Annotated in this window: 12 protein-coding genes and 2 pseudogenes; 2 read left to right on the top strand and 12 right to left on the bottom strand. The window is 64.5% G+C overall.

Annotated elements, in window-relative coordinates; genetic code table 11:
- Positions 1-99: 99 nt before the first annotated feature.
- From D3227_RS27970 to rsfS, 4 genes are all read right to left on the bottom strand, one after another.
- Positions 100-1,425, bottom strand: coding sequence for a S41 family peptidase (locus D3227_RS27970; RefSeq protein ID WP_167480880.1), 1,326 nt, complete (start codon positions 1,423-1,425; stop codon positions 100-102).
- A gap of 1 nt (position 1,426) precedes the next feature.
- On the bottom strand, positions 1,427-2,788 hold the full coding sequence (locus tag D3227_RS27975) for a murein hydrolase activator EnvC family protein (RefSeq protein ID WP_120017490.1): 1,362 nt from the start codon (positions 2,786-2,788) through the stop codon (positions 1,427-1,429).
- 137 nt (positions 2,789-2,925) lie between these two features.
- Positions 2,926-3,408 (bottom strand): 23S rRNA (pseudouridine(1915)-N(3))-methyltransferase RlmH, encoded by a 483-nt coding sequence (rlmH, locus tag D3227_RS27980; RefSeq protein WP_120017530.1) that lies wholly within the window; start codon positions 3,406-3,408, stop codon positions 2,926-2,928.
- 58 nt (positions 3,409-3,466) lie between these two features.
- Positions 3,467-3,907, bottom strand: a complete 441-nt coding sequence (gene rsfS, locus D3227_RS27985; protein WP_425277683.1) for a ribosome silencing factor — start codon at positions 3,905-3,907, stop codon at positions 3,467-3,469.
- A 178-nt stretch (positions 3,908-4,085) separates the two neighbouring features.
- Here rsfS and D3227_RS44090 point away from each other — a divergent pair.
- Positions 4,086-4,944: pseudogene (locus D3227_RS44090) on the top strand (mechanosensitive ion channel family protein).
- Between the two features lie 10 nt (positions 4,945-4,954).
- Here D3227_RS44090 and D3227_RS27995 read toward each other — a convergent pair.
- The 5 genes from D3227_RS27995 to obgE all read right to left on the bottom strand — a co-directional run bounded on the left by D3227_RS27995 (position 4,955) and on the right by obgE (position 10,426).
- Positions 4,955-6,244: an MFS transporter gene (locus D3227_RS27995; RefSeq protein WP_120017491.1), complete on the bottom strand. Its 1,290-nt coding sequence runs from the start codon at positions 6,242-6,244 to the stop codon at positions 4,955-4,957.
- A 68-nt stretch (positions 6,245-6,312) separates the two neighbouring features.
- Complete coding sequence (locus D3227_RS28000; protein ID WP_120017531.1) at positions 6,313-6,900, bottom strand: nicotinate-nucleotide adenylyltransferase; 588 nt, start codon at positions 6,898-6,900, stop codon at positions 6,313-6,315.
- Positions 6,901-6,947: 47 nt separating this feature from the next.
- Positions 6,948-8,234, bottom strand: a complete 1,287-nt coding sequence (locus D3227_RS28005) for a glutamate-5-semialdehyde dehydrogenase (RefSeq protein ID WP_120017492.1) — start codon at positions 8,232-8,234, stop codon at positions 6,948-6,950.
- Positions 8,235-8,237: 3 nt separating this feature from the next.
- Positions 8,238-9,395, bottom strand: a complete 1,158-nt coding sequence (gene proB, locus D3227_RS28010) for a glutamate 5-kinase (RefSeq protein ID WP_120017532.1) — start codon at positions 9,393-9,395, stop codon at positions 8,238-8,240.
- A gap of 2 nt (positions 9,396-9,397) precedes the next feature.
- The gene (obgE, locus tag D3227_RS28015; RefSeq protein ID WP_120017493.1) at positions 9,398-10,426 is read right to left on the bottom strand and encodes a GTPase ObgE; all 1,029 of its coding nucleotides are present in this window, start codon (positions 10,424-10,426) and stop codon (positions 9,398-9,400) included.
- A gap of 205 nt (positions 10,427-10,631) precedes the next feature.
- Between obgE and D3227_RS28020 the strand changes: the two genes are divergently transcribed.
- Positions 10,632-11,495 carry an endonuclease/exonuclease/phosphatase family protein gene (locus tag D3227_RS28020; protein WP_120017494.1) on the top strand — a complete coding sequence of 288 codons (864 nt, stop codon included), beginning with the start codon at positions 10,632-10,634 and terminating at the stop codon, positions 11,493-11,495.
- 210 nt (positions 11,496-11,705) lie between these two features.
- Here the strand turns inward: D3227_RS28020 and D3227_RS28025 are convergent.
- From D3227_RS28025 to D3227_RS28035, 3 genes and pseudogenes are all read right to left on the bottom strand, one after another.
- Positions 11,706-12,292, bottom strand: a pseudogene (locus D3227_RS28025) (GNAT family N-acetyltransferase).
- A gap of 120 nt (positions 12,293-12,412) precedes the next feature.
- A complete protein-coding gene (gene rpmA, locus D3227_RS28030; RefSeq protein ID WP_006206376.1) occupies positions 12,413-12,682 on the bottom strand; it encodes a 50S ribosomal protein L27 in 270 nt (89 codons plus the stop codon).
- Positions 12,683-12,782: 100 nt separating this feature from the next.
- Positions 12,783-13,481 (bottom strand): 50S ribosomal protein L21, encoded by a 699-nt coding sequence (locus tag D3227_RS28035; RefSeq protein ID WP_120017533.1) that lies wholly within the window; start codon positions 13,479-13,481, stop codon positions 12,783-12,785.
- Positions 13,482-13,625: the final 144 nt, after the last annotated feature.

Below are 13,625 nucleotides of genomic sequence, written 5' to 3' on the forward strand. Positions count from 1 at the left end.
CGCGCACGGCCCCGAATCAAACTGCCGGAACCTCGCGGCCCCGGCAGCATCGCATTGCTTCGATCCGGCGGCCAGAGTCTTGCTCTGGCCACTCGGCCCTTACTGGTTGAGCACGGCCTTGTCCGGATTCGGCGGGAATGCCGGATCGGTCTTCTGGCCGCGCAGCAACTCTTCGGCATAGATCAGTTGCAGGTCGTTCTTCGGATCCGGCGGCACATAGGCAGCCGAGCCGGAGCCGGTCGAACCCTCGTCGGCGCCCTTGATATGGCCCTTGAGATCCGATTCGCCGCGCGTCAGGTCCCTGCCCTGCAGATCCGGCGGCAGCGGCTGCTCGACCTTGATGTCGGGCGTGATGCCCTTGCCCTGGATCGACTTGCCGGACGGCGTGTAATAGAGCGCCGTCGTCAGGCGCAGCGCGCCATTCTCGCCGAGCGGGATGATGGTCTGCACCGAACCCTTGCCGAAGGACTGGGTCCCGACCACCGTGGCGCGGCGCAGGTCCTGCAGCGCGCCGGCGACGATTTCCGAGGCGCTCGCCGAACCGCCATTGACCAGCACGATCAGCGGCTTGCCCTTGATGTCGTCGCCCGGACGGGCGTCGAAGCGGGTGACGTCCTTCGGATCGCGGCCGCGCGTCGAGACGATCTCGCCGCGGTCGAGGAAGGCGTCGGACACGCTCACCGCCTGGTCGAGCAGGCCGCCCGGATTGAGGCGCAGATCGAGCACAAAGCCCTTGAGCTTGTCGTTCGGCACCTGCTTCTTGATGCTGTCGATGGCGTTCTCGAGATCGTCATAGGTCTTTTCGGTGAACGACGTGATCTTCATGTAGCCGATGTCGTTCTCGACCCGGAACTTGACCGCCTTGACCTTGATGATGTCGCGCACGACGGTCAGCTCGATCGGCTTGTCGGCGCCCTGGCGCAGGATGGTGAGCTTGATCGGCGTGTTGACCGGCCCGCGCATCTTCTCGACGGCGTCGTTGAGGGTCAGGCCGCGCACCTCATCGCCATCGATCTTGGCAATGTAGTCGCCGGCAAGCACGCCTGCCTTGGCGGCCGGCGTGTCGTCGATCGGGGTGATCACCTTGACCAGGTCGTTTTCCATGGTGACTTCGATGCCGAGGCCGCCGAATTCGCCCTTGGTCTGCACGCGCATGTCCTGCGCCTGCTCGGCATTCATGTAGGAGGAGTGCGGATCAAGCGAGGTCAGCATGCCGTTGATGGCGTTTTCGACCAGCGACTTGTCGTCCGGCGGCGTCACATACTGCGCCCGGACGCGCTCGAAGATGTCGCCGAAGATCGCCAACTGCTTGTAGGTCTCGGAGCCCGCAGCGTTCGCCGTTGAGCCGGGTGCGCCGTAGACCAGGCTCATCGCAGATGCGCCCATAAGCGCACCGGCAAACAGAAGCGACAGTTTCCGCATCATTTCACGTCCTTCCAGAAAAACGGTCCGCCCACCATGGGGCCGGATCGACAGGTTTTCCATCCTTGCGGAACTCGACGTAGAGTTCCGGCGTGGCATTTCCATTCTTCGAGGCCGAGGTGCTCGCCACCCGGGCCTCTCCCATCGCGCCGACCGGCTCTCCTGCGAGCACCGGCTGGCCAGTCGCGACGCTGATTCTGCTCATCCCCGCCAGAACGACATGATAGCCGTCGCCTGCGTTCAGGATCAAGAGTTGACCATAGGAGCGAAAAGGCCCCGCATAAAGCACATTTCCATCCGCCGGCGCGGTGACGATGGCGCCCGATTGTGTCGCAACCATGTCACCAAGCATCACCGCGCCGTTACCGTCATCCGTGCCGAAACGCTGTTTTATCTTGCCGATGACCGGCAGCGCGATCTGCCCCTGCAGCGCAGAAAACGGCGCTGAAGCGGTCAGCCGGTTGCCTTCCGGCACCGGCAGTGCAGCCAGTTCCGTCTGCGCCGGAGCCCCTGCTTGTGCGGGAACCTCTTGCGCCGGAGCCGTGTCGCCGTCAGCCGATTTCTGCTCGCCGGCCTTGGCCTGGTCCGCCGCCTTGCGCGCCTTGTCGGCCTCGAGCGAGGCGATCAGCTCCTTCAGGCTGCCGGCCTTGGCCGCCAGCGCCTCGGAGCGCTGCTTTTCCGCCGCTAGCGCCGTTTGCGTGTCGGCTTCGAGCTTTTGCTTGGCTTCGAGCAGCATGGTGAGCCGTTTCTTTTCGGCCGTCTGCTCGCCGACCGCCGCCGCCAGCCTGGCACGCTCGGCCTCGATCGAGGCCGTCACCCGTGTCTGTTCCTTGAGGTCGGCCAGCAATATATCGGTCTGCTGGCGCAGTTCCGGGACCACGGCGCCGAGCAGGATGGCGCTGCGCACCGACGACAGCGCGTCCTCCGGCTTGACCAGGATTGCCGGCGGCGGATTGAGCCCCATGCGCTGCAGCGCGCCCAGCACTTCGGCCAGCACGTCGCGCCGCGCGTTGAGCGAAGCGCGGATCTTCTGCTCCTGGCCCTTCAGCCCCTCCAGCTTGGCGCCGATGTCCTCGATGTCCTGGCCGAGCTTTTGCTCGGTCATCGCCGACTGGATCAGCGCCGCGGTGATCGAGGCGTGATCCTTCTTGACCGTCGCTATGTCGGCCGCGAGCTTCGCCAGCCGCTCGGAAGACAGCGTGATCTCCTTCGAGACCTGCTCGTATTCGGCGCGGCTCTTGTCCGGATCAGGCGCCAGGTCGAGCGTGTTTTCGGCCCTGGCGCCACCGAGCGACAGCACGAACGCCGCCGCCGCAATGCCGCAGCCGCGCAGAACGCTCGCTCTGGTTCGTCCAATTTCAGACATTGAAGCCCGACTCTATGCGTGGCTTCGTTAACGAACAATCAACCATGTTCGATCGGCCTGCCAACGGCGCACAATATGCCGCTGCATTGGGGCGGAAATCCGGGCGGCTGGCGCCGATGCACAGGATTCGGCGCGGTCTATGAGCGATGATAGGGATGGCCCGACAAGATGGTGCTGACCCTGTAGAGCTGCTCGCCCAGCATCACCCGCACCAGCTGATGCGGCCAGGTCAGCGCGCCGAACGACACCACCAGATCAGCCTGGTCGCGCAGTGACTGGTCGTGGCCATCGGCGCCGCCGATGGCGATGACCAGCGCCTTGCGGCCGCTGTCGCGCAACAGCCCGATGCGGCCGGCGAAATCTTCGGAGGAAAAACTTTTGCCGCGTTCGTCGAGCAGGATCAGCGCAGTGCCTTGCTGCAGCTGCGTCTGCAGCTTCTGGCCTTCCTCGCGCCGCCGCTCATTGGCGGTCTGGGCGCGGCCTTCGGCAATCTCGACAACGCCTGAGAATTCGAGCCCGACCGGGGGACCGCTCTTGGCGAATCGCTCGAAATAGCGGTCGGCGAGCAGCTTCTCGGGGCCGGCTTTCATCCGGCCCACGGCATGAACCGCAATCTTCATCCCTGCCTCGAAGAGCCGTCGATGCATGCACAGCGGCATGCATCAAAACAGATGCGGCTCAGTGGAGCGTCTCTTCCTCGAGGTCCGGCGCCTGCCACATCTTTTCAAGATTGTAGAATTCGCGGACTTCGGGGCGGAAGACATGGACGATGATGTCGCCCGAATCGATCAGGACCCAGTCGGCGCCGGCCAACCCCTCAACGCGCGCCATGCCGAGACCGGCATCCTTGAGCGCCTTGAGCAGGTGATCGGCGACAGCCGAGACATGACGGTGCGATCGGCCCGATGCGACAACCATATAGTCGCCGAGGCTCGATTTCCCCTGAATGTCGATTGAGACGATGTTTTCGGCCTTGGAGTCTTCCAGACTGGCAAGGACTGTCTTGATGGCGCGGGACACGGCGTCGTTTACGCTGATCCCGGCCGGCGAAGGCACGATGTCGGCCTTCTTCCGCAGTGCTGTTCTCAGTGTATTTCCTTTCGCAGCAAGAACAACCAAATCACCCGCCAAATCAGGTGACACCACTTAGATAGGCAGAGTTCCGTTGCAGTTTCAAGACGGGGATCGCTGCCGCCGCCAACGCGGTGCTCTGCGGTTGGTTCCGAATGCCGGCAAATATCGGAACTTTGGGCTCATTGGCGGGTTATCGGCTTGCCTCCCAAATCGGATTCCCAGAATGCCCATCGATCCTCAGAACACGCTCCTCACCGTGCAGGCGGGCCTTGCCCAACTCAGCACCCTGATCGTCTCCTACTCCTTTTCCGCCATCGGCGCCGTCATCCTGCTGGTTGTCGGTTATATCGTGGCCGGCCTCGCCGAGCGCTCGATCTCCGCCGGCCTGAAACACATCCATGGCTTCGACGCGACGCTGCGCCATTTCTTCTCGAAGATCGTCCGCTACGCCATCCTGATCCTCGTCGTCATCATGGTTCTCGGCCAGTTCGGCGTGCAGACGGCCTCGATCATCGCCGCTGTCGGCGCCATTGGTCTCGCCATCGGCCTGGCGCTGCAGGGAACGCTGCAGAACATCGCCGCCGGCATCATGCTGCTGGCGCTCAGGCCGTTCCGCATCGGTGAATATGTCGAGGTCGGCGCCATTTCCGGCACCGTCGAGGAAGTCGGCCTGTTCGCCACCAGGCTGCGCACGGTCGACGGCGTCTACGTGCTGGCGCCCAATTCGACCCTCTGGAACCAGCCCGTCCGCAACTTTACCCGCAACGGCGTCCGCCGCGGCGACATCACGCTCACCATTCGGCTCGTGGAACGACATCGATTACGCACAAAAGACGATGCTCAGCGTCTCCGCCGCCGAGCGGCGTGTCAGGCGGGAGCCGGCGCCGATCGCCTTCGTCTCGACCGTCGGCGACACCGGCGTCGCCGTCTCCTTGCGCTACTGGACCTCGGCGGCGGATTTCTTCGCCACACAGATCGATCTCACCAAGCGCATCAAGCAGGCTTTCGATGCCGAGGGGCTTTCGGTTCCCGCACCGCCGCCGGACGCCCAGCGGCCGGAACCCTCCAGCACCCGGCAATAGCGAGGCACCTTCAGCCGTCGCGCTGCTGATCCGGCGCGAAGGCAAGCTCCACCGGCAGCGGTGCCTGCGCGCTCATCGGCGCGAAGCTGCCGGTCTCGGCCGTCGGCACCGGCTGCGTCGTCACCACCCGCCACAGCACGAACAGGCAGAAGGCGGAGGCAATAGCGATTGCTACATAGATGAAGGCCTGAGTCCCATAGAGGGCGGAAAGCCCGGTCACGATCCCCGGCACGACGAAGCCCGACAGCGACCAGGCAAACAAAAGCGAACTCGACAGCGCCACCATGTCGTTCTTGTTGGCGCGGTCGGCGGCATGCGCGCTGGCTAGCGAATAGATCGATTCCGAGGCGCCGTCCCACACGATGTAAATCACCACCAGGGCCGCCAGCGCGCCGCCATCGAAGCCGATGGCAAGCATGCCCGCCGCCACCGCGAGCGCGGCGGCGGCGATCAGCACATAGCGTCGGTCGGTGCGGTCGGAGATCCAGCCGAGCGGTATTTGCAGGATCAGCGTGCCAACAGGCATCGCCGCCAAAAGCAGGGCCACATCGGCCTGGCTGTAGCCCTTGGCCGTGGCATGGATCGGCGCGAAGCCCGCGATCGCCATCGAAAGCCCGCCGACGGCCAGCATGCCGGCGACGCCGACCGGCGAGATCCGCCAGGCCCGACCAAGCGCCACCGACGCTGCCTGTGGCGGTGGCGGCTGGGCAAGCCGCGTCATACCGACCGGCAGGATCGACACAGCGGTAAACGCGATGCCGATCAGCGGCGCGGCCGCGGTCTGGATATCGATCGCCGCCAGCGTGGCATAGCCGACGCCAAGCCCGGCGACATAGGCGACGTAGAACACCGCCATGACCCGTCCGCGAATGGCGTTGGCGACGGCATCGTTGAGCCAGCTCTGGGCGACGATGAACAGGCCGCAGATAGAAAACCCGTAAAGCGCACGCGCCGCGATCCACAGCAGCGGGTAGGTCCCGGCGCCGATTGCCGCATTGGACAGCGCAATCAGCGCCGACAGCACCATGAACGCGCGCGCATGCCCGACCCTGCGCACCAGTGGCCCGGTCAGGATGCAGCCGGCAAGGCCGCCTGCGGAAAGGCCGGTGATGATCAGCCCGGCCCAGGTCGGATCGAAGCCACCGGCGCCGAGGCGAACCGGGATATAGGCAAACATCAGCCCATTGCCGACCGCGATCAGCGCCATCGACAGCACGACGCTGGTAATCGCGATCAGCGGCGCCGGCGGGTTGCCCTCTTCCGAACCGGTTTCGAATTGATTTTTCTTTGAAATCGCCATGTCCGGTCAGGATCGCCTACCAAACGGACAAACGCAGCCGCAAATGCGACATGGCCGGGCGGCCCGGCTCAGTCTTTCGTAGCCTTGCGAATGGCGCTCGACGACAGCGACGAGCGCGGACCGTGGATGAAGGTCCAGGCCGGCGCCTTCATGCGGGCGAGGCGTGGCGCGTCGCCCTCGTCGACGCGGGCATAGTCGAAGGTCTTGGCGACCACCGACGACAGGAAGGAGAGCGTGGCCCCTGGGCGATCGATGACGGCGATCGGGAAGGTCATGACGATCTGGCGCCAGCGCTGCCAGCGGTGGAAGTCGCGCAAGCTATCGGCGCCCATGATCCAGACGAAGTCGACGCCAGGATTGCGCGCCTTGACCAGCGCCAGCGTGTCGGCGGTGAAGCGCACATGATGCGCGGCCTCGAAGGCGGTGACCTTGATCTTCGGGTTCTTGGCGATCTGCTCGGACTGCTGCAGGCGCTCGCTGAGCGGCGCGAGTTCGCGCGTGCTCTTCAGCGGATTGCCGGGCGTCACCATCCACCACAACTGGTCGAGCGCCAGCCGCCGGAGCGCAATCTCGGCGACCAGCGCATGGCCAGCATGCGGCGGGTTGAACGAGCCACCGAAGAGGCCGACGGCCACACCCCTGCCGGCATGCGGCATCTTGAGATGCGAATGTCCGACGCCTGGCCAGGACTTGGAAATATCGCTCAAGGCCGTATCTGGCCAGACCCGCGCACGCGGTATTTGAACGAGGTCAGTTGCTCGACGCCGACCGGGCCGCGCGCATGCATCTTGCCGGTGGCGATGCCGATCTCGGCGCCCATGCCGAACTCGCCGCCATCGGCGAACTGGGTCGAGGCGTTGTGCAGGAGGATCGCCGAATCGATCTCGTTGAAGAAGCGTCCCACCACCTGCGCATCCTCGGCGACGATCGCCTCGGTGTGATGCGAGGAGAAGGTCTCGATGTGCTCGATTGCGCCGGCAACGCCGTCGACCAGTTTTACCGCAAGGATGGCATCGAGATATTCGGTCACCCAGTCGGCTTCGGTCGCCGGCTTGGCGTCGAAGAACAGCTTCAGCACCTCGGCATCGGCATGTATCTCGCAGCCTGCTGCACGCAGCGCGTCGAGGATCGGCACCAGATGGGTAGAGGCGACGGCGCGGTCGACCAGCAGCGTCTCGGCGGCGCCACAGACGCCGGTGCGCCGCATCTTGGCGTTGACCGCGATCCTGATCGCCATGTCGAGGACCGCCGAGCGATCGATGTAGAGATGGCAGATGCCTTCGAGATGCGCGAAGACCGGCACCCGCGCCTCGCTCTGCACGCGCCCGACCAGGCTTTTTCCGCCGCGCGGAATGATCACGTCGAGATTGCCGGAAAGCCCCTTCAGCATCTCGCCGACGGCGGCGCGATCGGCGGTCGGCACCAGTTGGATGGCGTCCCCGGGCAGATCGGCTGCCTTCAGCCCATCGACCAGGCAGGCATGGATGGCGGCCGACGAATTCAGCGAATCCGAACCACCGCGCAGGACGACCGGATTGCCGGCCTTGAGGCAGAGCGCGCCGGCATCGGCCGTCACGTTCGGCCGGCTCTCAAAGATGACGCCGACGACGCCGAGCGGCGTGCGCACGCGTTCGATGTGCAGGCCGTTGGGCCGGTCCCATTCCACGATCACATCGCCGACCGGATCGCTGAGTTCGGCGATTTCACGGATGCCGTCGGCGATAGTGCGGATACGCGCCGGATCGAGCTTCAGCCGGTCCATGAAGGAGGCGGAAAGCCCGGACTCGTGACCGTTCGAGATGTCGATGGCATTGGCCTCGAGTATCTCCTGCTCCCGACGCACGATCGCGTCGGCCATAGCGACGAGAGCGGTATTCTTGGACGCGGTGGTGGCAGTGGCCAGAGGTCGGGCGGCGGCACGGGCACGACGGCCGATATCGGCCATCAGCGCAACAGTGTCATCCCCGGATTTTTCATGCAGCTTCAGCATGGCTCACCCTCCGCTGGATACTTGGTCACCGGCCAATATTTGATCGCTGGAGTGGCTCACTACAAGGTCGTCGCGGTGGATCATCGCCGAGCGCGCCTCATAGCCGAGCACGGTTTCGATCTCGGCCGTCTTCAGCCCTGCGATCCTTACGGCATCGGCGGCATCATAGGCAACCAGGCCGCGCGCGATCTCGCGGCCCTCTGGCGACAGGATCGCCACCGTGTCGCCGCGCGAGAAATTGCCGCTGACCAGCTTTACGCCGGCCGGCAGCAGCGACTTGCCCGACAGGAGCGCGCCGATGGCGCCGGCATCGACGGTCAGCCGGCCCGCTGGTTCGAGCTGGCCGGCAATCCAGGTCTTGTAGCCCTTGACCGGGTTGGCGCTTGGCCGGAAGAAGGTGGCCCGCTCGCCGCGCTCGATCGCCATGAGCGGCGACAGCCTCGTGCCCGATGTGATGATCATGGCGGTGCCAGCGGCGGTGGCGATCTTACCGGCGTCGAGTTTTGTCCGCATGCCGCCGCGCGACAACTCCGAGGCGGCCGCTCCCGCCATCGCTTCGATATCCGGCGTAATGCGGTCGACCACCGGAATGAATTTTGCCGCGGGATCGCGTGCCGGCGGCGCCGTATAGAGCCCGTCGATGTCGGAGAGCAGCACCAGCAAATCGGCGCCCATCATGGTGGCGACGCGCGCAGCCAACCGGTCATTGTCGCCATAGCGGATCTCGGAAGTGGCCACCGTGTCGTTCTCGTTGATGACCGGCACCGCCTTCATCTTCAGAAGCGTCGAGATCGTCGCCCTTGCGTTGAGGTAGCGGCGGCGCTCTTCGGTGTCCCCGAGCGTCAAAAGGATCTGGCCCGATTTCAGCCCGCCCTTGCCGAGCGCATCCGACCAGGCGCCGGCCAGCGCGATCTGCCCGACGGCGGCCGCCGCCTGGCTCTCCTCGAGCTTCAGCGCCCTTTTTCCCAGGCCGAGAATGGTTCGGCCAAGCGCAATGGCGCCGGACGACACGACCATCACCTCGGCACCGCCATGGGCGAGCATGGCGATATCGTCGGCCAGCGAATCCAGCCAGTCACGCTTCAGGCCCATCGTCCTGTCGACGAGCAGCGCCGAGCCGATCTTGACGGTGACACGCCGGTATTTCTTCAGCGACTGCATGGTCATTGCCAGCGCGTGCCAACCGGAACGACGACCTTGTCGCGCGCCTCTGCCACCACCGCCATCAGCGCCCTTTGCACCGCCTCGACGCCTTCACCGGTGACAGCCGACAAAAGCATCGGCGCACGGCCGACGGCGCGTTTCAGCGACGCAACCTTCTTCTTGCGCTCGTCGGCGTCGAGGGTATCGACCTGCGACAGTGCCACGATCTCGACCTTCTCGATCAGACCATTGCCATAGGCGTCGAGTTCGGCGCGTACCGTCTTGTAGGCCTTGCCCGGATTTTCCTCTTGCGCCGAGACCAGATGCAAAAGCAACCGCGTGCGCTCGACATGGCCCAAAAAGCGATCGCCGATGCCGACGCCCTCATGCGCGCCTTCGATCAGGCCGGGAATGTCGGCGATGACGAATTCGCGGCCGTCGATGCGGGCGACGCCGAGGCCGGGATGCAGCGTGGTGAACGGATAGTCGGCGATCTTCGGCTTGGCCGCAGTCACCGCCGCAAGAAAGGTCGACTTGCCGGCATTGGGCAAGCCGACCAGGCCGGCATCAGCAATCAGCTTCAGCCTGAGCCAGATGTTCATCTCCTCGCCCGGCAGGCCCGGATTGGCGCGCCGCGGCGCCTGGTTGGTCGAGGTCTTGAAATGCTGGTTGCCGAAGCCGCCATTGCCGCCCTTGGCCAAGAGGAAGCGCTGGCCGACCACGGTCAGGTCGCAGATCAGCGTCTCGTTGTCTTCTTCGAAAACCTGGGTTCCGGCCGGCACCTTCAGCGTCACGTCGGCGCCCTTGGCGCCGGTCATGTTGCGGCCCATGCCATGCGTGCCGGTCTTGGCCTTGAAATGCTGCTGATAGCGATAGTCGATCAGCGTGTTCAGCCCGTCGACCGCCTCCAGCCAGACATCGCCGCCGCGGCCGCCGTCGCCGCCATCCGGCCCGCCGAATTCGATGAATTTTTCGCGCCGGAACGACACCGAACCGGCGCCGCCGTCGCCGGAGCGGATGTAAACCTTGGCCTGATCGAGAAATTTCATCGGATTTTCGGGTTTCTGCTAATGGGCTTGCGCGATTGCTCTAAACCAAGGCGAGGCGAAGGGCGAGGCCGTTTTGCGAACGATTGCGCCGACGCCGGCTTTTGCTGAGGCGCGGGACGCGGTAGCACTGTGAGCTTGCGCCTGACCCCGGCGAAGATCGGTTACGGCTTTCGGGGGCAGAACGCCGGGCTGGGGAAATGCTGGCATGAAGCTTGTTACCTACAACATCCAGTACGGCATCGGGCTCGACGGCCGCTACGATGTCGGCCGCATAGCCGACGCCGTGCGCGGCGCCGACGTGATCGCGCTGCAGGAGGTTACCCGCAACAACCCCAGGAACGGCAACCACGACATGGTGGCCGAGCTCGGCGAGGCGCTGCCCGACTATTTTGCCGCCTATGGCAGCAATTTCGAGGTCAATGTCGGCTCGCACCTGGAGGCCGGCCGCGCCATCACGACGACTTTCCAGCTCGGCAACATGGTGCTGTCGAAAACGCCCATTCATCTGTCGCGCAATCTCCTGTTGCCGCGCAGCCGCAGCCTGGAAGCTATGAACTTCCAGCGAGGCGCGCTGGAAGCGCTGATCGAAACGCCGCTCGGTTTCATCCGCTTCTATTCCACCCATCTCGACCATCGCAGCCCGGTCGAGCGCCAGGGCCAGATCCGTTTCCTGCGCCAGCGCCTGCTGAACTATACTCTCGAGGGCGGCGGGCTTTCCGGCATCCCCGAGATCGGTCTCCCGGACCTGCCCTATCCGGAAGCCTTCATCGTCATGGGCGACTTCAACATGCTGACCGGATCGCCCGAATATGTTGAACTTGTCGGCCGCCCGGACCATGAATTCGGCATGCCGCTCACCGCCGATCTCGCCGTCGACGCTGCCCAGCGCCTCGACTCGCCCGATCTCGTCACCTGGGTCGATCCCAAACGACCCGATGATGCGAGCCGCCACAAACGCATCGACTATGTCTTCACCTCAGCCTCGCTCGCCGGAGCGCTGAAGCGCCTGTGGGTCGACCGGGAGGCGGTCGGCTCGGACCATTTGCCGGTCTGGCTCGAGACGACCTGACCTCGAGTTTAGTCAACTACTGACTTTGCCGATGATGCCTTCCAAACCCTTGGTTTCGCGGCCATGCGCCGAGGTGTGTCGAGATTCAGGTCAGGCCGCGCCGAGAATGGCGGATTCCGAGAACCGGAGCGGAGCGTACTTAAGTACGTTAGCACCGGAAGCGCAGGAAACCGCCATTCGCAGGCCGGACTCACCTGAATATCGACACACCTAAAAGTGCACCCAGTTCCTGAGGCTCGTCCACGTCTTCCTGTCGAGCCGGTAGCGCTCGACAGGCACCTGGCCGGCGACGATCGAGTTCAACATGCCCTGCCCGGCATACTGGAACCCGCATTTGTGGATGACCCGGCGTGAGGCCGGATTGATGACCCGCGTCGAGGCCTGCAGCACCTGAACCGTGGTTCTCTGGAAGGCGAGGTCGACCAGTGCGTGCGCGGCCCCGTCGCATAGCCGCGCTTCCAGTAGGGTTCGCCGATCCAATAGCCGAGTTCCAGCCCGCGATCGGTGGTGTTGAGCCCGGCGCAGCCGACGAAAGTGTCGGACCCGGCAAGCGTCAGCGCATAGACAATGCCGGCGCGGCGCGATGCCGTCATGGCAAGGAAGGCCCGCGCCTCGGCCTCACCATAGGGATGCGGCATGCGGGCCAGCATTTCGGCGATGTGGCGATTGTCGGCGAGCGCCACCAATTGCCCAATATCGCTTTCGCGCGGGCGCCGCATGACCAGCCGCTCGGTGGCCAGTACCGGGCAATCTATCGCGTAACTTTCATCGTCCGTGTCGTCCGCTTCGGCAACCATGTCAAAGTCCTCCAGGCGCAAGAAAAAGGGGAGATGGAAACCCATCTCCCCTGATCCTTTTCCTGGCCTGGCCAGACACCGGTTCCCGAGATGGGCGCCGGTGTTGTGGTGCGGAACCGGCTACTCCGCTGCTTTGGAAATCGGGTTCACCGATACGTAGGTTCGGCCGTTGGCTTTCTTGTTGAAGGTGACTGCGCCAGCTTCCAGCGCAAACAAGGTGTGATCCGTGCCCATGCCGACATTGACGCCGGGATGCCACGAGGTACCGCGTTGACGGATGATGATGTTGCCCGGAATCACGGCTTCGCCGCCAAACTTCTTCACGCCGAGACGCTTGGAATGCGAGTCGCGACCATTGCGCGACGAACCGCCAGCTTTCTTGTGTGCCATCTAACTAACTCCGATGCGCCCTGGGGGCGCTTGAATGGTCTTATGAACGCGTTCGCGTTCCGTTTCAAGCCCGATCCGGCGAGCGTTTCGCCGGTTCGCCTTACTTCTTCGCCAGCTCCTTGGCCTGCTCGCGCCAGTCCTTGATCTGGTCGGCGCTGAACGGCATGTGCTCGTCGATCTTGGCCACATCCTTGTCGGTCAGCTTGGCGAGCTGCGCGAAGGTGATGATGCCCTGCTCGGCGAGATCCTTGGCTGCGACCGGGCCGATGCCCTTGATCACGGTCAGGTCGTCCGGCTCGCCCTTCGGTGCCTTGAACAGCGGCGCGGCGGCGGCGGTCTCGGCCTTGGCTTCTTCCTTCGGAGCAGCCTCAGCCTTGGCTTCCTTCTTGGCCTTGGCTTGCTTCGGCGCGGCCTCGGCCTTCGCCTCGACGGCGGCCTCCGCCTTGGCTTCCGGCTTCGCCGCGGCCTTCTTCATCGGCTTGGCGCCACCCAGCAGGATCTCGGCGATCCGGACGGTGGTCAAAAGCTGGCGGTGGCCGATCTTGCGGCGCGAATTCTGCCGGCGCCGCTTCTTGAAAGCGATGACGGTGCGGTTCTTGCCCTGCTCGACGACTTCGGCGGTGACCGTGGCGCCGTCGACGAATGGCGCGCCGAAGGTGACGTTCTCGCCCTCGCCATGCGCAAGCACATTGCCGATCTCGACGATATCGCCGACCTGGGCTTCGAGTTTCTCGATCTTCAGGAGATCGTTGGCGGCGACGCGATACTGCTTGCCGCCCGTTTTGATGACTGCGAACATTTTTTGCCTTTCGCTGTTCGGTCGGCCTTGATGAACCGCTTCAGGCGGTTCGGCCGTCTTTTTGTCAGTCTGCGGGTTCAAAAAACAAGCGGCGCGGAAGAACCCTCCACGCCGATTGCGCGCTGTCCCTAACCGAAGGTTGGC

Source organism: Mesorhizobium waimense (genome assembly GCF_003601975.1).
Classification (GTDB): Bacteria; Pseudomonadota; Alphaproteobacteria; order Rhizobiales; family Rhizobiaceae; genus Mesorhizobium; species Mesorhizobium waimense.